Raw genomic sequence first — 20,304 nt, 5'->3', positions numbered from 1 at the left:
AAGTGGTACCCCCTTTTATGAATTAGGAGTACCACTTTTTCTGTTTGTATTCAAAAGATATTCTTCCATTTGTTCAGAAGGAATAGGCTTGCTGAATAAGTACCCTTGACCAATCTTACACTCATTCTTCTTCAAAAAGAAAAGTTGTTCATCGGTTTCAATACCCTCAGCTATAACGGTAAAATTCAAATTTAACCCCATATCAATTATCGTTTTAACCATCACACCTTGATTCGAATGATAAATAATATCATCGACAAATGTTTTATCGATTTTGATTTTATCAATTGGCAGATGCTTTAAATAACTTAGCGAAGAATAGCCTGTTCCAAAATCATCGATGGAAAGCAGCACACCACGCTTTTTTAGTTGATTAAGGATAATCGTTGAATTCTCCAAGTTTTGCATGATACTTTCGGTAATTTCCAGTTCCAATTGGTCCGCCTCAAGTCCTACCTCATCCAATACGGTTGAAATATATTCAATGAGATGATCATCTTCAAATTGGCGAACCGATACATTGACGGCGACTGGAACATGACAAAGACCTGCATTTCCCCAAGCTTTTCTTTGTATGCAGGCTTCCCACAACACCCATTTGCCGATTGGCACAATCAGCCCAGTTTCCTCCGCTAAAGGAATAAATTCAGAAGGGGCAATAAACCCGTGTTCCGGATGCTGCCAGCGAATTAATGCCTCAATTCCAACTAATTCCCCTGTTGCCAAAGAGATCTGCGGCTGATAATAAAGCGCCAACTGATTCTTTTCTATGGCTTTGCGCAATGCATTTTCCATCTCCATTTTCTGAACCGATAAACCATTCAAATTGGAGGAATAGAATCGGAAATTATTTTTCCCGCGTTCCTTTGCCTGGTACATTGCAATATCTGCATTTTTTATTAAGGATTCTTCATCTAACCCATCTGTTGGATAAAGACTGATGCCAATGCTAGGTGTGACAAAGAATTCTTGGCTGTTCACTTCCAATGGTTTAGAAAATTCATATAGGATTCGTTGGGCTACCACAGCGGCCCGTTCCTTATCCGTATCTTCGAGTAAAATAATAAATTCGTCCCCACCCTGTCTCGAGACAAACCCATCATCTTGAACGGCCATTTCTAATCTGTTCGCCACCCTTTGAAGAATCTTATCTCCAACGGTATGACCCTTCGTATCATTAATGACCTTAAACCGGTCTAGATCTAAAAATAAAACAGCGAGCAGATTACTATCTAGCTGCCGATTTAATACTTCGTTAAGGTGATTCCTAAACTGATTTCGGTTTGGCAGACTTGTCAATGAATCAAAATACGCCATATTTTGAATGGTCTTTTCAGCAATCTTTCGTTCAGTGATATCTCTGCCGACCACCTGGACCGCAAACCTGCCTTCATAAAAGATAGGTGCGGAAGCCATTTCAACATCAATGGTCTCCCCGTTCAGTTGTTTCACCTGAAATTCAAGTCTCTTACTTTTTTCATGATGTGTAACTCCCTTAATTCTGAAGGCTTCAATAATTTCTGCCGGGACAAAATTCAACGGTGATTGTCCAATTAACTCTTCAGGATGGCTTGCCCCAACTAACTTACAGCCAGCCTCATTAATATAATCAATTTTATCTTGGCTGACGACTGCAATAATATCTGGAGACATTTCTACTAAACTCCGATACCTGTCTTCACTTTCTTTCAGATCAGTTATATCAAATAAAACGCTGTTAAAATGATCAAGATTCCCTTGCAGACTAAGCGTTGGAAAACCCCTGTCTAAGATCCAGCGCACTTCCCCGTCTGGCCGAATAATTCGATATTCACTCGTCACAGTTTCTCCCTGAGCAACTTTTGCTTTTCTTTTTGCCAAAATCGGTAAATCGTCTGGGTAAATAACCTTTTTCCAAAGTTGATGATCCTGATAAAAATCTTCTGACTCATATCCATATAATTTTTCAATCCCCTGGGTGATGAATAGCGTATCTGTTTTTAAATCATGCGACCATATAGCTACATCAAGGGTATCAAATATATTGTTTAATTTTTGTTTGTTTTGCATAAGCTCTTCTTCCGTGTTTACCCACCTTTTTAAGGTGACAATTAGAAATGGGATTATACCTAGGAGCACAACAATTGAGACATATCGAAAAACCACTATAGTAGAATGAAAGAATGAAGCGGTGATATCAAGAATTTCGGACATAGTAATCAAGCAAAAGAAAACGATCCATTTAAGTTGAAAGTGTTCGAGTTTAGGTCTCATTTGTCTTCTCCTTTTTTCTCTACAAAAGGTTGGCAAAAAATTTATGTAACTATAAAATAACAAAATTCGACTTTTTTAACAATTGAAGGATTTGGAAAATGAAAGTGATTACGCATTTTTTTCTATTGCACTGTTCATTTATTTGTCAAAACATTTCGAACAAACTTTGAACTTGTTACTATAGCCATGTTTTTTATATAAAAATCTAATATATTGGAAGTAGAAAGAGAAACAAATAATAAACGAAAGGCGGAAGGCATTATGTTTAACAAATTATTACGGGAAAATAAAATCTCTGCCGTCCTCTTAACAGTCATACGATTATACCTCGGCTATTCTTGGTTTACAGCAGGGTTACACAAAATAACAGGAGGATTTGACGCATCTGGATTTTTAAAAGGTGTGACAGCGAATCCGGTGAAAGGGCCGGATGGTACCGTAGTTTACGGCTGGTATGTTGAATTCTTAAAAGGATTTGCCCTTCCAAATGTAGACATATTTAACTTTATCGTTCCTTGGGGTGAATTATTAATCGGCTTAGGACTTCTCCTAGGATGCTTAACCACTGCCGCCATGTTCTTTGGTCTAGTCATGAACTTTAGCTTCTTCTTAGCAGGTACGGTTTCTCATAACCCAACAGACATATTCCTTGGATTTATCATCCTAGCCGCCGGTTATAATGCTGGTAGAATCGGTTTAGACAGGTGGGTCGTTCCTTTCATCAGAAAAATGAGCAAAAAAGGGATTGGCAATACAAAAGCAAAAGTGACTGCATAGCCTATTCTTCAAGGCAAAAGACGATTCGGAAATCCGAATCGTCTTGTTTTATTTCAATAAATATACTCTATTTTCATAAGGTTTAAGTGTGAATTCTTTACGTAATTTCTGTCCAGACACGTCATAATTGTGCAGAACAAGGTCAGACGTGGAATAGTTTACGCTCGACGGCAATTTAAACCGAGTTTCTTTTGCACTAAAGTTATTGATAACAATGGCCTGTCTGCTGCCTAATTTCCGTATATAAACAAACAGCCTAGGATGGTTTGCTAGTAATAATTCATAGGTGCCGTAAACAAACAATGGATTGTTCTTGCGTAGTTGAATCAATTTCTTATAAAAATTAAAAATAGAATCAGGATCGTTTACTTGTTTTTCAACGTTGATTTCCCTATAGTTTGGATTTATCCCAAGCCAGGTATGGTCAGCTATTGTAAATCCGCCCATGTTGGTGCCATTCCATTGCATCGGCGTTCGGGCATTGTCACGGCATTGCTTCCAAATTATCTCCATAATCTCATCATGTGGACGGCCTTTGGCTGTTTCGACATGGTAAAAGTTGACCATTCCGACATCATTATAATCTTCAATGGATGGGAATTGGATATTGGTCATTCCAATTTCCTGCCCTTGATAGATAAATGGCGTGCCCTTCATTAGGAAGTATAGGGCACCTAGCATCTTGGCACTTTCTTGCCAATATTTCTTATCGTCGCCCCAGCTTGAAACTCGGCGCGGCTGGTCATGGTTTTCAATGAATAAGGCGTTCCATCCCTTGCCTTCCAGCCCTTTTTGCCATTTGGTTAAGTTCTTCTTCAAAGCGCGTACATCTGTACCGCCTTTTGCATCCTTATTCCAAAGGTTCAAAAACTCAAATTGGAAAATCATATTGAAATAGCCGTTTTCTTCGCCAACCCAACGATCGGCATCATCTAGCCCGACCCCGTTTGCCTCGCCAACAGTCATCACGTCATAGTTCTTGATCGTTTTCTCAGAAAGTTCTCTTAACCACTCATCAATCCCATCCACATTCATCATTTTAGGAAAACATGGGACGTAATCTAAATGATCCGGGTTAGGCATATCTGGGAATCCCGGTTCTTTTTTAATATGAGAAATGGCATCCACACGAAAACCGTCGATACCTTTGTCGAGCCACCAATTCACCATGCTGTGGAGCGCATCCCGAACCTCAGAATTTTCCCAGTTTAAATCAGGCTGACGGGCAGAAAAGATGTGCATGAAATATTGATCCGTTTTTTTATCATACCTCCATGCAGGACCGCTGAAAATTGATTCCCAGTTATTTGGTTGTTTTCCAGCTTTACCATCTCTCCAAATGTACCAATCACGTTTTGGATTATCCTTGGAAGAACGGGATTCAATAAACCATGGATGTTCATCGCTTGTATGATTGATGACCAAATCTAGGATCAACTTCATACCGCGCTGATGAACGCCTTCTAGCAGCTCATCGAAATCGGCCATTGTCCCGAATTCATCCATAATATCTTGGTAATCAGAGATATCATAACCATTGTCATCATTTGGTGATTTGAACATTGGCGACAGCCAAATGACATCAATTCCCAGCTCTTTTAAGTAATCTAATTTGGATGTTACCCCTTTTAAATCACCAATCCCGTCCCCATTGCTATCCATGAAGCTTCGCGGGTAAACCTGATAGGCGACACTTTCTTTCCACCACTTTTTGCTCATGATGCACCTCTTTTTGAAAATTAGCCGTTAGACCCACCACATTTGCGATACAGGTTCTTCAATTATGACAGATTTTAAATTAACAACAGCCCGGTTAAAGCCTTCCTCAATCGACATAATCGGATCCTCATGCTCGATGCTGACCACATAATCATAACCGTACGTGCGAAGGGCGCTCATCATGTCCGACCATTCTTTTAAACTATGTCCACAGCCAACTGAACGGAAAGTCCAGGCACGTGAGCGCACTTCCCCGTATGGCTGCATATCCGTTAATCCATACATATTCACATTATCCTGATCAATGTATGTGTCTTTCGCATGGAAATGATGAATCGCATTTTCTTTTGCCAAAATTTTAATCGCTGCTACCGGATCAATCCCCTGCCACCATAGATGGCTTGGGTCTAAATTAGCACCAATGGCATCACATGTTTCCGCACGTAATTTTAACAACGTATATGGTGTATGAACTAAAAAACCTCCATGAAGTTCAAGACCAATTTTCACATTATGGTCCTTGGCATATTGGCCAACCTCTTTCCAGTATGGAATCAGCTTTTCGTCCCATTGCCACTGTAAAACGGAGCCGTATTCATTTGGCCATGGAGTAACAGGCCAGTTTGGATATTTCGCGCCATCATGGTCGCCTGCTGTTCCTGAAAAACAGTTCACTACAGGCACACCAAGTAAAGAAGCCAATTTAATCGTCTTTAAAAGAGTTTCATGAGAATTTGCAGCAAATTCCTTTTCAGGGGAAATCGGATTGCCATGGCAGCTGAAAGCACTAATCATGAGACCACGCTCTTCAACCTTCTGAATATATTTGCGGCGGGCTTCTTCACTTTCCAATAACGTATCTAGATCACAATGATTGTTTCCCGGATAGCAGCCGGTTCCAATTTCAACCGCTTGTAATCCTGCATTTTTTACAGTATCCAGCATATCTTCAAATGATTTTTCCGCAAAAAGTACGGTAAAAACACCTAGTTTCATAATGAATTCCTCCCACTCTCATAAATTCGGTCGATAATTTGTGAAACTTGCAATGCCTCTTCAGGCTTGACCACTAGTTCTTCAAGTCCGACACATGCGTTGATAAAATTCTTTGCCTGCGGTAAATCTGGATCATCCTCACCCGGCAGCCAAGGAGCCCCGCTGTTTAATAGCATTCCGTTCTTTGAAGTATAAAGCTCCAATGGGAATACATTTATGCCGCCAGTGACACCTGAAATACTAACATTTGCAACATCATCTTTAATATTGGCTGCCCATGACGTTTCGAATAGCATTGATGCGCCATTTTCAAATTTCATATAAGCCGTGACATGATCATCCACATTAAAGGATTCGTGATCAAAGGTTCCCCATTGGTTCACTTGATCAGGAATTCTGCTTAACGCATTATAAGTGGTGCCTGACACCTCGATATGTTTTGGGTTTCCCATCAGCCAAAGGGCTAAATCAAGAAGATGGCAGCCAAAATCAATTAGGCTTCCCCCGCCTTGAAGGTCTTTATTGGTAAAAACGCCCCAGCCTGGAACTTTGCGGCGTCTTAATGCCTGGACCCTTACCACTAGCGGTGTTCCAACTTCCCCCATCACCTTTTTAGCCGCTTGTGCTTCTTTCATAAAACGGTAATGATAGGCAATCGCCAGTACCTTGCCCGCTTTTTGCGAAGCGTTTATCATCGCTTCGCACTCATCCGCATTAAGAGCCATCGGCTTCTCGCAAAGAACGTGTACTCCTGCCTCAAAAGCAGCAATCGTAATCTCAGCATGGAATTTATTTGGCGTACAAATACAAACGGCATCCACTTTTGAAAATAGATCCCGATAATCCGCAAAAACATATGGGATACTATGTTTCTCAGCGATTGCAAGAGCTCTTTCACTGTTTACATCACTTACTGCTGTTATTTCACAGATATCACTTAATTGAAGAAATGCAGGGATATGGCGGCCCTGTGCAATGCCGCCGACCCCGATTAAGCCAATTCGCAGTTTTTTCATCGTTCGTTCACTCTGACAATTTGTTTTGTTTCATTCGACTCAAGGGCCGCCAATATGACCGCTAATGATTTCATCCCTTCCTCACCAGGAACCGGCGGCTCCTCATTAAGAAGAATGCACTTCACAAACTTCTCAATCACGTGAGAATTATTTTGACCGCCCTCATCATTGGATTGAATTTTCCCAAGTTCGTATTTGACGACTTCACCATTCGCATATTGGACAACGAGTGAATGGGCGGGGTCTTCTTCTAAGCGAAGAATCGCCTTTTCACCATATATAATAGTAGAATTATCTTCTTTACTTACATAGGCCCAGCTAGCGGCAAGGGTTCCGATGATTCCGCTTTCTGTTTTTAATACACAAACTGCATTATCATCAACCGTTGCAAAGTCTTTCGCGCTCGTTTCTACAAAGGAACCCACTTCGGTAATTTCTTCTCCTAATACATATCGCAATAAGTCTGTTTTATGAACACCTAAATCGCCCATCGCGCCAACAAATGCTTTTTCTTTTTGGAAAAACCAGCCTTCCTTGCCCTCGACACTCCAGCCTTCCGGACCGCCATGTCCGAAGGCTGTACGGAAACTGTATATTTTGCCAATTTCACCGCTCGCAATTAATTGGCGTGCTTTTTGATGGGAAGGGACAAAACGCTGATTATGGGCAATCATCAACTTTTTGCCGCTATCTTTCGCAGCTGCAATCATGGCCTCCGCTTCTCTTTTCGATGTTGCCATTGGTTTTTCGCAAAGAACATGAACACCTGCTTCCAATGCCGCAATCGAGATGGGTGCATGAAGATAGTTTGGCGTACAAACGCTGACCGCATCAACCGTGCCGCTATTTAATAACTCTTCATAGCTTGAATAGGCAGTGGCTTCAAACTTATCCGCTACTTGCTTTGCACGTGCTTCATTGATGTCACAAACAGCAATAAGCTCAACATTTTTATTAGCTTTATATTCTGGCAGATGGCGATGCTGGGCAATACTGCCGCATCCGATGACCCCAATTCTTAATTTTCCCATTGTTATTTTCCCCCTTTAATTTCTTCTAAAGGCTTAGCGTTTCCATAAACAGGGCGTTCCCGTTTCACTGGCTGTGCCCATTTCACTGCATTAATGATGACACGCTGAATTTGTTTATTATGATAGGTCGGATAGGTTTCATGACCAGGCCGGAAATAAAACACCTTACCATTTCCGCGTTTGTAGGTACATCCGCTGCGGAATACTTCGCCGCCTTCAAACCAGCTTGTAAAAATCAACTCATCTGGCTGTGGGATATCAAAATGCTCACCGTACATTTCTTCTTTTTCTAATTCGATATATTCAGAGATTCCTTCAGCAATCGGGTGGCTTGGGCTTACAACCCATAGGCGCTCTTTTTCGTCGGCTTCGCGCCACTTCAAGTCACAGCTAGTCCCCATTAATGTTTTGAAGATTTTTGAAAAATGGCCAGAATGTAGGACAATCAGTCCCATGCCGTCAAGGACACGCTGCTGCACCTTTTGAACAATCTCATCTTTCACTTCACCGTGAGCGAGGTGCCCCCACCAAACTAATACATCCGTGTTAGCAAGTACTTCATCTGTTAAGCCGTGCTCCGGTTCATCCAGTGTAGCGGTTCCCGCTTCAAATCCTTCAGCTTGAAGGAAATCGGCAATGGCTCCATGGATTCCAGTCGGGTATATATCTCTGACAACCGGATTTTTTTGTTCGTGACGGTTTTCATTCCATACGGTTACTTTTAACATGATGATTGACACTCCTTTTTGATTGTTCGCTTTATCTTTATTTTAGAGAATGAGAGAATTATTGAAACGGCTTACATTGTCGGATAGGGTGGAAAATATTGAACTAGATAGATTCCATCATTCCTATCTTTTTCAAGTAATCCCGGCTGATTTCAATACTTTCAAAGGGCGTCCTGCGGGAAAAATCCTGTTCGACTATCCACCAACGGACATCGGCTTTATCTCCAATATTAAGCACGGCTTCTATATCAACTCCACCTGTTCCAAGCTCTGCAAAAAATTCCTCAGCGTCCGTTGTCATATCTTTCAAATGAATAAGCGGGATTCGATTTTGATAGCGATTGATCCATTCCACCGGCTTTTCGCCTGCCTTTGTCAGCCAATACACATCAAACTCTGCCTTTACATTATCAGCTCTTGTATCATCATAAATAGCTTCAAGTGCCATTCTGCCATCAGACAATCGTTCCAGTTCAAAATCATGATTGTGATAGCAAAGGGTAATCCCTTCTCGACGACATGTTTCCCCAGCTTGGTCTAAAAAAGAAATTAAGGTTTTATAATCCTCTTCACTTCTACAATCGGGCATTAAGTATGGACAGACAACATATTTACTTTCCAATACTTTTTGATCTTCAATAACCCCAGCTAAATTCTTTTCCAATTCATCAAGCGGTATGTGGCTTGCCGCTGCCTTCAGTCCAAATTCATCCAATAACGCCTTTACCTCTTTTGCTGTCAATCCTCCAAACCCTGCAAACTCAACTCCATCAAAGCCCAGCTCCGCCACTTTTTTTAAGGTGCCGGCAAAATCTTGCTCGCTTTCTTCCCGCAATGTGTACATTTGTACTGCTACTGGGATGTTTGACATCCTTAGCCAACACTCCTTTGAACATCACTTATTTGATTACATCCTACAATATGTATTTGAAAATAAACATAGATGATATAATGAAAACATCTACTATTTTGCTATTTTATTTAAATAAGAGGGAACATATGACGACTAATATACTATATTGCAGTTATTCCTATCACACAAATGGCTATCATTCACAGCATAAATCCGGATATCCTTCGTATCTCTTTCGGCTGCAAACGGAAGGTATTTGCCAAGTTGTTGTTAAAGGGAGAAAAATGGAGATTGGGAAAGGAGACCTATTACTTATTAAGCCGGGAGATCACTATGAATTACTAGTTAAGGAGGGCCAAATCAGCGGAGATTATCACGTGATCTTTGAAGGTACATGGGTAGACGAATGGTGGAGCCGTTCCACCAAGCCGGATGTCACACGAATTGACATCGATGAAAAGCTATTAGCCCTATGGCGATATATACTGATTGAAAAACGACGCCCAGAGTCCAGCCAAAATAAAGAACTTACTAGCTATTTACTGAGAGCCCTCTGTTTAACCATTGAGCGGATAATCAGCGAATCTGGCCCCTCCTACCGTTATCCTTTTCCGGTAACAAAGATGATGCGCTATATTGAAGAGCATGCTATGACAACATTTAGAGTAGAAGATGTTGCTAGGCACGCAGGACTTAGTGTCTCGCGGTCAGTTCATTTATTCAAGAGCGATGTCGGGAAGACAATGATGGAGTACGTACAGGAAATTCGGGTAGCAGCAGCTATAGATAGAATGAAGTATACGACCATGACACTGGAGCAAATCGCTGTAGAATGTAGATTTGGCAGCTATCCTTATTTTCATAAAGTGTTCAAAAAGAATTATGGCATTGCGCCGGGTGCATTCAGACGGATGGAATAATTGCTTTTTTTAGGAGTCTCATAAAATAGCTTTCCAAAGTTAAAAAAGCGAGCAGTAACCGTTATCGGCTCTGCTCATTTTTGGCTTCTGCTATACTCTTCTCGGTATTCATTCGGTGTAACACCTATCACCTTTTTAAACACCTTCCGGAAGTATTTATCATCCTGATAGCCAACCATGTTCGCTATTTCGTAAATCTTTAACTGACTATTTTTCAATAAAGATTTGGCCCGTTCCATGCGGAACTTCACGATATAATCAGAGATGTTTACATTAAACTCTTGTTTGAACTTCCTCGAGATATATTCCCTGCTAATATAGAAGTGATCTGATATTTCCTGCAGCTTCACATCACGGTCAAAATTGGCCTGCAGGTATTTTTCAATTTCAACTATTACATTACTAGTGTTCTGACTCGTCTTCCGCTTTACTTTTTTCAAGAAAAGCGCAATCTCCCGCTTAATCCTCTGTTTATATTTTTCCAGCTGAAAGGTGCCGCTCTTGTCAAAAAAAACATCCATCCGTTTTTCAATATCATCCGATACTTTCAACGTAATAGTATAAGTTTTAAACCAGCGATTACTAATCATTAAATATTCATTTTCTAAATGGAGTAGTTGTTTTAAGGATAAATACTGATTTTCGGTATAGTCCCTCGCTATTTGCTCAATCAATTCCTCAAATGCTCCGATTTCACCTACTTGTACAGCTAATTCGATATTTGCTGTATAGACCATCAAGCTTTTTAACGTTTCCACTGACAGTACATCCTGCCGATACACACGGTTTTCCGTTTCCTTCAAAAGATTGCTAGTTAGCATAACTTGTTTTGCATGCTGATAAGAATCAATCAACCTAGTGCTCTTATCAACCGTTTTTCCAATCGCAATCGGACAGGACATATGGATCGTATTATTAATCGTCTTATAAATTTGGGCTAAAAGCTCCTCAATTCGGTCAAACTGTTTCCAAAAAATAATGACAATTTCGCCCTTATTAGCCAAATATCGAAAACCAATTCCACATTCACTTTCAAAAAGCAGTTCATTGATAATATTTAAGATGGTAAAGTATGTCAAGTCCCGGTCACCATTAAAAGCCTTACTCGCCTTTTGATTAATCCGGATGAGAACAACTGTATACTGCTGCGATGGATGAAACCCGAATTCTTCATACAAATCGATTTCGATTTTGTCACTGTTGATTAGCTGGGTTAGTTTACGGTCACGGTAAACGGGCTTCATCTCATTGATTAATTGTGCGCTGCTCGCCTTTTTCTCCCTGTCGTTTTCTTCTTTCTTCCATTCTTTAACGGCATTTTCCAATGTATGATTTAATATCTCTGGGTCGACAGGCTTTAACAAATAGTCCATACTCCCGAAATGAATGGCTTTTCGCATATAATGGTAATCATCGTAGCCGGTCACAACAATCGTTTTACTGGCGGGCTGGTTTTCCTTTATCCATTCTAACAGCAGCGTGCCATCCATTTTTGGCATCTTCATATCTGAAAAAATAATCTGCGGTTTGTGTGTTTGAATCAGTTGAATGGCTTCTTCTCCATTCCCTGCCTCAAAAATTTCCGTAATCCCATTCTGCTCCCATTCCCCTAGCAGCTTAATACCTTCGCGAACATGTTTTTCATCATCAACGATTAAAACTTTCATGAATGCTCCACCTCTTTTTGCATAACCCTTGGAATCTGGATCGTAACCATAAACCCGCCTTTTTCCAAGCTGTCAACAGACATAACAGCCTCAGTACCATAATAAATTTGCAGACGGTCATAGATATTTTTTAAACCGATTGATTCCCTCTGATTGCCTTCTAGAATGCGGCCTTCAAACAATTCTTGGCGAATTCTTACTAGCTGCTCTTCTGTTACGCCAATCCCATTGTCCTTGACAAAGATACAAACCATATCTTCAACATTTAAAGTGGCCTCGATATGAATCACTTCTTTTTCGACCTGTTGATCAAATCCATGCTTAAAACAATTTTCTACAATCGGCTGAAGGATCATTTTCGGGACAAGAATCCCTTCTACCTCTTTCTCAACTGAAATATGAAAATCAAGCTGTTCGTCAAATCGTTGTTTTTGTAATGATAGGTAGGCCTCAACATGCTTTATCTCTTTTTCAAACGGAACAATATCTTCCTTCATATTCATGCTGTATCTCATAATGTTTGATAATGATGTTAATAACGAATACACTGGGACTGCTTTCATTTTCAGCGCCAAGGTTCCAATCGACTGAAAGGCATTATATAAAAAATGCGGATTGATTTGCGATTGCAGTACCCGAAGCTGTGAGGATTTATTTTCAAGTTCTAATTTATATTCACGTAAAATCAGTTCATTAATTTGATCAAGCATACGTTTGAAATGGCGTCCGAGCATACCGATTTCATCATTCCCTAACGAGTCAAAATCAGCCTCAAACTCACCCTTCTCAACTTTTTTCATATTGCCAATCAATACTTTAATTGGAGCAGTGAGCTTAAAGGAAACCGCCATGGTGGCAAATAAAACAACCACAAGTGTAATCAAACCTATCACAATATTAATGAACGCTGTTTGTCTGGCACCTTGATAAAGGACATCATATGGAATACGTTTTACAATATACCAATTCTTATATGGAGCCGAAAATCTTTCAGAGACAATGACACCTGAAAATTGTTTATCCTTCCATTCAACGCTTTTTTCCTCTTGCGGTCTCTGCTTCACATGTTTAAACCAATTTTCATTATTCTTTTTTCCGATTTCCTTTTCCTCAGATGCGTAAATAATCGTTCCATTCTCATCCATTATATAAAGATCTTCTATATCTTTTGTGTATAATCGATCGGCAATCGCACTTATTTTTGAAAGATTAATATCAATCGATAAAAAACCTAAAAATCGGTCGGACGGAACGTCAAGCAAGATATTATGAAAGCTTAGTACATCCTTTTTTTGAGAGTTAGGAATGACTGATTGATGATTATAACTATATATTTCATGAGGCGGCTGTATCACCGAAAAATCGCTGGAGTGATGCAGCCGGGCGTAGTAAGGATGCGAAAAAATATGTTCATACTTCCCTCTGCCGCTAATTCTTGAATGATAATTGGTATACGAATCTTTTCCTTTATCAATATAAAGATGCATTTGTTCAATTTCAGGTCGGGAATTAAATAAATAGGCAAGCGCTCTTCGTACTTCCTCTTGACTTGTAATAAAGTCCTGTGAAATCCCATCCCGCATCACATTCATAAACGGTGTATAGCGGTAAAGAACGGTAGACATTTGTGCCACATCGTCTAAATAAACGGTAAGCTCTTCCTCACCTTTTTCGATCAGCTCATGGTTTGTTGAAACAAATCGATTATTAAGTGATTGGGTCGTCTGATAATAGGTAATGGCGATGGAGCTTCCAAAAGGGAGAACCGTTACTGCCATTAAAAAAATGATTAACTTTTTCCGAATGCTCCATCCCATATTGATCGGTTAGTGTTCATCTTGAATCAAGACTAACCTTCCTCCCCGCCAGCTTGTTGTAAATTCATTTGAAAAAGAAGATTTTCCCTTATAGTACCATAATTTAACCAAGCCTTTCATATTGATGGAGAATATTGTTTGGATTGATGGTGAAAATTACAGTTCAATATTTTCCACCCTATTGGTCAATGTAAGCCGTTTCATAATTTTCTAAAATCACTAAAATTAAGGTATAGGAGGTGCAGTCGTGAATAACCAAAGTAAAGTAGAAACCATAAAGAATACGGTCATGAATGAACGAACGAAGAAAAATGTCAAAGAGTCAGTTTCTTTAAATAGAAAGAAAAAGCTGAAAGACGCAGGGTTATTCGCCCTATTTGTCGGTCCGGTCTTCCTTGCATTTACCTTAATCGTCCTTGTCCCTTTCTTTACAGGTATTTATTATTCCTTTACCGACTGGAACGGAATAACTGGTAACATTAAATGGGTTGGACTAGATAACTTTAAATACTTATTTACCGAGGACAAGCAATTCCAGCAGTCCTTCCTACTTACTACGAAATATACAGTAGTAGCTATTATTTTAACGAATCTGATCGGGTTTGGATTAGCCCTGCTAGTCACCCAAAAGTTGAAGACAAGTAACGTTCTGCGCACCGTTTTCTTCATGCCGAACATGGTTGGTGGTCTGTTACTAGGATTTATCTGGCAGTTTATTTTTGTGAAAGGTTTTGCTTCCATCGGCCAATTAACAGGGATTCCATTTTTTGAATTAGCATGGCTAGGGGATGCGAATACAGCTTTTTGGGGAATTGTGATTGTTAGTGTTTGGCAGGGTGCTGGTTATATCATGATTATCTATATTGCCGCCTTGCAAAACGTCCCGCAGGAATTAATCGAAGCGGCGAAAATAGATGGAGCAAATAGATGGCAGATTCTAAGACACATCACGATGCCGCTAGTTGCACCAGCCGTTACCATCTGCTTATTCTTAACAACAGCTTCATCATTTAAGATTTTCGACGCTAACCTGTCGTTAACGAACGGTGGTCCATTTAAATCAACTGAGATGTTAGCGCTTAATATTTACACTGAAGCTTTCGTCAATAACCGTTATGGAATTGGTGAAGCAAAGGCATTGATTTTCTTCATCGTTGTTGCGGCGATTACCGTCCTTCAAGTAACGATTTCGAAGAAGAGGGAGGTTGAATCATAATGGGAAACAGGTATACAGGTAAGACTTTTATTGGCGAAATCCTTGCCATCGTGCTTGGTCTTGTCTTTTTAATTCCATTCTATTATTTGATTACAAACTCTCTGAAACCGTTCGCTGAAATATTAAGTAACACATCTGCTTTACCAAAGGTATTAATGCTAGATAACTATGTAAATGCATTCGAAAAATTAGATTATCTAAAAGTATTTACAAATTCTTTGATTATCACGGTTGTAAGTAATGTTGTTTTAGTTGTCTTTTGTTCAATGGCAGCATACATGCTGGTTCGAACAAAAAAGAAAATCAGTAATGTGATTTTTATGACTTTCGTTGCAGCGATGATCATTCCCTTTCAATCGATAATGATTCCGCTGATCAAAACAGCAGGCAATTTGGGAATGTTAAATAGCATTTGGGGTCTTGTTATCATGTACCTTGGATTTGGATCCGGAATGACCATCTTCTTATATCACGGTTTTGTTAAAGGTATCCCAATTGAACTTGAAGAAGCCGCCATCATTGATGGATGTTCAAGGTTCGGCGTGTTCTGGAGAATTGTGTTTCCATTGTTAAAACCAATTACGGTCACCATTGTCATCCTTAACAGCTTATGGATCTGGAATGACTACTTATTACCATCACTGGTCCTTCAGGATCCTGGATTAAGAACCATTCCATTAGCAACGTTTTTCTTCTTTGGCCAGTATACAAAGCAATGGGATTTAGCACTGGCAGCACTTGTTCTTGGTATCATCCCTTTGTTAATTTTCTTCTTCACAATGCAAAAACATATTATCAAGGGTATCACCAGCGGTTCGATCAAATAACTTACTTTTGGGATCAAACCCAGCTGGCTGAATCATAACAGACAGCTGGGGCTTATATAAAAATTAGATATAAACATTCAGGAGGGAAAACAAATGGCTTTCAAAAAATATTCAATTGCAGCGGGAATTTTATCGGCTTCACTTCTATTAGGTGCTTGTGGCAACAGCGATAGTGCCTCTGGGGATAAGAAAGACGGCGGCAGCAAAGATGGAAAAGTAGTAGTCGATATCTTCAACGGTAAGGTTGAAATTGCCGACCAATTGAAAGCGTTAACAGATAAATATACAAAAGAGCATCCAGAAGTTACGTTTAACATTGAATCAGTCGGCGGCGGTGCAGATGGTTCTGCAGCTCTAAAAGCAAAATTTGCTTCTAACAAAGCCCCTGATATCTTCGGTAACGGCGGTTATCAAGAAGCTGTTACATGGAAAGATAAATTTGAAGATTTATCTGATCAGCCTTGGGTAAAAGATGCTTATGAAAATGCACTAAAACCAATGACAATGGATGGAAAAATCTACGGACAGCCTGTTAACATGGAAGGCTATGGTTTCGCATACAATAAAAAGTTATTTGAAAAAGCAGGGATTACAGAACTTCCTAAAACCTATTCAGAATTGGAAGCAGCAGCGAAAAAACTAAAGGATGCGGGCATTACGCCTTTCTCAGTGGGCTATGCTGAGTGGTGGGTATTAGCAAACCATGGTCTTAACGTTCCATTTGCTTACCAGCAAGCTGATGATGAAAGCTTCATCCCAGGCTTAAACGAGGGTAAAACGAAAATCGAAGGCAACAAATACTTCGAAGATTATTTAAAACTTGTAGATTTAACGGTTAAATATGGTAACAAAAATCCATTAACAACAGACTATAACACAGAAGTAACACAATTCGCTAACGGCGAAACAGCGATGATTCAACAAGGTAACTGGATCCAGCCAATGCTTGATAAATTAAACCCTGGCATGGAAGTTGGCTTCATTCCACTAGCCTTAACAGATGATGCTGCGCAAGCAGATAAGTTAATGGTTGACGTACCAACGAACTGGGTTGTGTATAACAAAGCTCCTGAAGCAGACAAAAAAGCAGCAAAAGATTTCTTAAACTGGATCGTTTCATCTGATGAAGGTAAAGAAGCATTAGTAAAGGAGTTCAAATACATTCCTGCTTTCAAAACTATTGAAGCAAAAGCAGAAGATATTGGACCTCTAGGTGCTGATCTTCAGAAATATTCACAAGACGGCAAAACTTATTCTTGGCAGTTCATGAAATATCCTGATGGTGCAGGTCAAGAATTCGGTGCAACATTACAAGCATATGTTGGCAACCAAAAATCTAAAGACGAAACGCTTAAAGCTCTCGATGCAACGTGGGCTAAGTTGAAGAAATAATAGTGGTACGCGAAAACTCCTTTCATAGCGAAAGGAGTTTCTTTTTGATTATATTAGAAATCCCGCCCCCACTGTATTTTTTACTGTCAATGGGTGGGATTCTTTTTTACATTTCTTACTCGCTATCAGGTGTGTTAACCATGATACCGGCTACTTGTGTTAACCGGTCATAAAAGGCAAGTCCCGCCGGATTTTGATCGAGACCAATCTCCTGAAAGGCCTCCCTCATGCAGCGAAGCCAGCACTGTGCCCTTCTTGGTGTTACTTCAAATGGCAAATGGCGCTCTCTCATCGCCGGCGATCCAAATTCCTGGCTGTAAAGGGCCGGGCCGCCTAAAAATTGCGGCAGAAACATCCGCTGCTTTCGTTTAATTTCTTCCATATCCCCTTCAAATAGAGGTGCTAATTCCGGATCGTCGTAAACCCGCGGATAAAAGGCATTGACAAGCTTATCAATCGTTTCCTGTCCGCCGATTTCACTATATAGAGATTTAAAACTATATTCCACTTTTCTCACCATCCACTTTTAATTTTCCCCTGGTTTTAATAATTATAATGTTTAAACGGAAAGAGTTTCGTGATTTATATCACACTTATTCGCCATTCCGAAAAGTTTCCAAACAGGCACAGGCAGTAATAAACTACTCTTTCGGGAGGTATGGTATTCTAAGATAATATGAAGGATTCTCTCTGGGAATAGTAAGGAGACTATATCAGGGAGCTTCAAGAGGTGAATAAAATGAATAAAGCCTGGTTTTATGTAGTTTTAACTTGTTTATTTGAATTAATGTGGGTATACGGTTTTAATACTGCTGATACTTGGTGGAAATGGGCAATTGTCATTAGTATTATCGCCATCGACTTCCACTACCTTCCAAAAGCATGCGTGAGCCTCCCTACAGGCACGGTTTATGCCGTCTTTTCAGGAGTTGGAACAGTCGGAACCGTGCTAATGGATGTCTTCCTTTTTGGAGGGAATTTCAATTTGAACATGCTTTTGTTTATTGTGCTAATCATGATCGGGGTCATCGGCCTGAACTTAGCTGATAATAAGGCAGAGGTAAAAAAAGAATCCGTGAAAGGAGCTGCCTAAAGTATGGGCTGGATATTTGTTCTTTTAGCAGCCGCCAGTGAGGTCACCGGTGCCGCCGGCTTAAAATTGTATAGCCAGCAAAAAACGTTAAGAAATGGCGTCCTTTATATTGGCGGGTTCAGTGCTTCGTTTGCTTTTTTATATGCATCTTTTCATTATTTACAGCTCAGTATCGCCTATATTGTTTGGATCGGAATCGGGACTGCAGGTGCCGTACTGATTAACATCCTTCTTTTTGGAGAATCGAAAAATATTGGGCGTATTATTAGTGTTGTATTAATTATCATTGGGGTTATCGGATTACAGGCATTTTCATGAAATTTTTCATTAAAAATAACTCAGGGGATGCACATACGTATCTCTCTGAGTTATTATTGATCCGCTAATCGTTCATTCCGTTCTATTTTATCAACCGTAACCGTTAGAAAAAGGATACCATTATAAAATGGCACCCTGCTAGAAACCTCTATTCCGCTAACGTTGGCAGGCCAGTCATGGCCCCTTTTTCCTCTCCTAAACCTATGATTCCGTTCAATACACACCTCCTAGGTTCCACTTTCTCAAACTAAATGGTGCCGTCCCATCAAAGCTGATTTCTTTGTCGTCCAGATTCGGAAAATATCGTGCCGTAAACACTTCCTGCCCATCATTAATAAAAATTTCTAACGAAGAATGATCAATAAAGATGTGAAGCTTCTCAAGAGAATCAATACAGCAAATTCTTTTTTCCCATAGTCCTGTTTTTACGTTCCTTCTTTTCAAACTAATTTCCTTCTTCAGTGAGTCATAAAACAGAACGGCCTCATGACGGAAATCCGCTTCAAATGTCCCCTTAACAGAACATTGAAAATCAATCACTACCTCTGCGGAACCCACTCCATCCAAGCTAGCATGATTCCTGCTCTCCAGACTCATTTCTTCATTTCGAAGCTTCTTTAGCTCCTCTACCGGCTTTTGAAAAATATGATCCCCCCGTAGATCCAGTTCCCGCGGGATGGTCAAAGCATGAACCCATTTACTTCCAATTGTTGGATGGTGGGGTTCGCTCTCATCCGTAATCCCCATCCATCCATAAAGTAGCGTCCGTCCCGATTCATCCGTAAAGGTTTGCGGTGCATAAAAATCAAAACCACGATCAAGTTCTGTAAACGGTCCATGCTGAAATTGAACAGCTTTATAATCTAATTTTCCTGTGAAATAGCCTGATTGAAAGATATTATGGTAAAAATAGCCGCTAGGCTCCAGACCTTGCGGTGAAACAATTAATATTTCTTTGCCGTTTAATTGAATGAGATCAGGACACTCCCACATATAACCAAAATCACCAAGACCGTTCATTCCAGAACCGCCAACTGCGCCAAGCTCCTGCCAATGATATAAATCGTCCGAAACAAATAAAACTACCAGCCCTCTCTCCGACAATGTCTGCGCACCAATAATCATATACCAGCGCCCATTTCTTTTCCAAACCTTCGGATCACGAAAGTGGGCTGTATATCCTTCGGGCAGCCTTAATACCGGTCCTTTTTTATCAAAATGAATGCCATCGGCAGAAACGGCCAAGCATTGATACGTTTCACGCGTACCGTCATCCAGCTTCACATTGCCAGTGTAAAATAGATAGAGATGTCCATCTGACTCTATTGCACTTCCGGAGTAACAGCCGTTTTTTTCATACCACTCACTAGGAGCCAAAGCAATCGGCTCCTCCTGCCAATTGACCATATCCCTAGATGTATAATGGCCCCAAAACTTAGCACCATGCGCGGTCTGAAATGGGTTCCATTGATAAAACACATGATAGACCCCGTTAATTTGAATGAGTCCATTTGGGTCGTTCAACAGACCTACCGGAGGCATAAGGTGATAGGTTAGCCGATAAGGATCTTGTTGAACGATATGCCTATATTTTTTCACTTCATTGTATGCCTGATCTATAAGGAGTACTTCCTTTTCTGTCATGCAAGCTCCTCCTTGATGTATGTTTTATGAAAGAAAA

Annotated in this window: 18 protein-coding genes; 7 read left to right on the top strand and 11 right to left on the bottom strand. The window is 40.2% G+C overall.

What is annotated here, in order from left to right:
- Nucleotides 1-15: 15 nt before the first annotated feature.
- A complete protein-coding gene (locus FAY30_RS05390) occupies nt 16-2,253 on the bottom strand; it encodes a sensor domain-containing protein (RefSeq protein WP_149868916.1) in 2,238 nt (745 codons plus the stop codon).
- A gap of 261 nt (nt 2,254-2,514) precedes the next feature.
- Here FAY30_RS05390 and FAY30_RS05385 point away from each other — a divergent pair, with 261 nt between their 5' ends.
- Entirely contained in the window at nt 2,515-3,030 is a 516-nt protein-coding gene (locus FAY30_RS05385; protein ID WP_149872610.1) for a DoxX family membrane protein, read from the top strand.
- Between the two features lie 48 nt (nt 3,031-3,078).
- On the opposite strand, the gene FAY30_RS05380 is transcribed toward FAY30_RS05385, so the two are convergent.
- The 6 genes from FAY30_RS05380 to FAY30_RS05355 all read right to left on the bottom strand — a co-directional run bounded on the left by FAY30_RS05380 (nt 3,079) and on the right by FAY30_RS05355 (nt 9,391).
- The gene (locus tag FAY30_RS05380) at nt 3,079-4,749 is read right to left on the bottom strand and encodes a glycoside hydrolase family 13 protein (protein WP_149868915.1); all 1,671 of its coding nucleotides are present in this window, start codon (nt 4,747-4,749) and stop codon (nt 3,079-3,081) included.
- Between the two features lie 27 nt (nt 4,750-4,776).
- Nucleotides 4,777-5,745: a sugar phosphate isomerase/epimerase family protein gene (locus FAY30_RS05375; protein ID WP_149868914.1), complete on the bottom strand. Its 969-nt coding sequence runs from the start codon at nt 5,743-5,745 to the stop codon at nt 4,777-4,779.
- Nucleotides 5,742-6,761: a Gfo/Idh/MocA family protein gene (locus tag FAY30_RS05370; protein ID WP_190284827.1), complete on the bottom strand. Its 1,020-nt coding sequence runs from the start codon at nt 6,759-6,761 to the stop codon at nt 5,742-5,744. The genes FAY30_RS05375 and FAY30_RS05370 overlap by 4 nt, the downstream gene beginning before the upstream one ends.
- Complete coding sequence (locus FAY30_RS05365; protein ID WP_149868913.1) at nt 6,758-7,792, bottom strand: Gfo/Idh/MocA family protein; 1,035 nt, start codon at nt 7,790-7,792, stop codon at nt 6,758-6,760. Before FAY30_RS05365 ends, FAY30_RS05370 begins: the two co-directional genes overlap by 4 nt.
- Before the next feature lie 2 nt (nt 7,793-7,794).
- Entirely contained in the window at nt 7,795-8,520 is a 726-nt protein-coding gene (locus FAY30_RS05360; RefSeq protein ID WP_149868912.1) for a ThuA domain-containing protein, read from the bottom strand.
- A 103-nt stretch (nt 8,521-8,623) separates the two neighbouring features.
- The gene (locus tag FAY30_RS05355; protein ID WP_149868911.1) at nt 8,624-9,391 is read right to left on the bottom strand and encodes a sugar phosphate isomerase/epimerase family protein; all 768 of its coding nucleotides are present in this window, start codon (nt 9,389-9,391) and stop codon (nt 8,624-8,626) included.
- A 128-nt stretch (nt 9,392-9,519) separates the two neighbouring features.
- Between FAY30_RS05355 and FAY30_RS05350 the strand changes: the two genes are divergently transcribed.
- A complete protein-coding gene (locus FAY30_RS05350) occupies nt 9,520-10,293 on the top strand; it encodes a helix-turn-helix domain-containing protein (RefSeq protein ID WP_149868910.1) in 774 nt (257 codons plus the stop codon).
- Between the two features lie 74 nt (nt 10,294-10,367).
- On the opposite strand, the gene FAY30_RS05345 is transcribed toward FAY30_RS05350, so the two are convergent.
- Together FAY30_RS05345 and FAY30_RS05340 are read right to left on the bottom strand one after the other, a co-directional pair.
- Nucleotides 10,368-11,960: a response regulator gene (locus FAY30_RS05345; protein WP_149868909.1), complete on the bottom strand. Its 1,593-nt coding sequence runs from the start codon at nt 11,958-11,960 to the stop codon at nt 10,368-10,370.
- Nucleotides 11,957-13,738: a sensor histidine kinase gene (locus FAY30_RS05340; protein ID WP_223820905.1), complete on the bottom strand. Its 1,782-nt coding sequence runs from the start codon at nt 13,736-13,738 to the stop codon at nt 11,957-11,959. The genes FAY30_RS05345 and FAY30_RS05340 overlap by 4 nt, the downstream gene beginning before the upstream one ends.
- Nucleotides 13,739-14,066: 328 nt before the next feature.
- On the opposite strand from FAY30_RS05340, the gene FAY30_RS05335 reads away from it, so the two are divergent.
- From FAY30_RS05335 to FAY30_RS05325, 3 genes are all read left to right on the top strand, one after another.
- On the top strand, nt 14,067-14,993 hold the full coding sequence (locus tag FAY30_RS05335) for a carbohydrate ABC transporter permease (protein ID WP_411675486.1): 927 nt from the start codon (nt 14,067-14,069) through the stop codon (nt 14,991-14,993).
- The gene (locus FAY30_RS05330; RefSeq protein ID WP_149868906.1) at nt 14,993-15,820 is read left to right on the top strand and encodes a carbohydrate ABC transporter permease; all 828 of its coding nucleotides are present in this window, start codon (nt 14,993-14,995) and stop codon (nt 15,818-15,820) included. The genes FAY30_RS05335 and FAY30_RS05330 overlap by 1 nt, the downstream gene beginning before the upstream one ends.
- A 93-nt stretch (nt 15,821-15,913) precedes the next feature.
- Entirely contained in the window at nt 15,914-17,212 is a 1,299-nt protein-coding gene (locus FAY30_RS05325) for an ABC transporter substrate-binding protein (protein WP_149868905.1), read from the top strand.
- A gap of 115 nt (nt 17,213-17,327) precedes the next feature.
- On the opposite strand, the gene FAY30_RS05320 is transcribed toward FAY30_RS05325, so the two are convergent.
- A complete protein-coding gene (locus tag FAY30_RS05320; protein WP_190284826.1) occupies nt 17,328-17,732 on the bottom strand; it encodes a globin domain-containing protein in 405 nt (134 codons plus the stop codon).
- Between the two features lie 219 nt (nt 17,733-17,951).
- On the opposite strand from FAY30_RS05320, the gene FAY30_RS05315 reads away from it, so the two are divergent.
- Nucleotides 17,952-18,305 (top strand): DMT family transporter, encoded by a 354-nt coding sequence (locus tag FAY30_RS05315; protein ID WP_149868904.1) that lies wholly within the window; start codon nt 17,952-17,954, stop codon nt 18,303-18,305.
- A 3-nt stretch (nt 18,306-18,308) separates the two neighbouring features.
- Nucleotides 18,309-18,623 (top strand): DMT family transporter, encoded by a 315-nt coding sequence (locus FAY30_RS05310; protein WP_149868903.1) that lies wholly within the window; start codon nt 18,309-18,311, stop codon nt 18,621-18,623.
- Nucleotides 18,624-18,836: 213 nt separating this feature from the next.
- Here FAY30_RS05310 and FAY30_RS05305 read toward each other — a convergent pair whose 3' ends face one another.
- On the bottom strand, nt 18,837-20,267 hold the full coding sequence (locus tag FAY30_RS05305) for a glycoside hydrolase family 32 protein (protein WP_149868902.1): 1,431 nt from the start codon (nt 20,265-20,267) through the stop codon (nt 18,837-18,839).
- Nucleotides 20,268-20,304 lie beyond the last annotated feature (37 nt).

It is taken from the genome of Bacillus sp. S3 (assembly GCF_005154805.1).
Lineage (GTDB): Bacteria > Bacillota > Bacilli > Bacillales > Cytobacillaceae > Neobacillus.
Note: the sequence above shows the minus strand (reverse complement) of the source record. Positions and strands in the feature narration are given on the sequence as shown.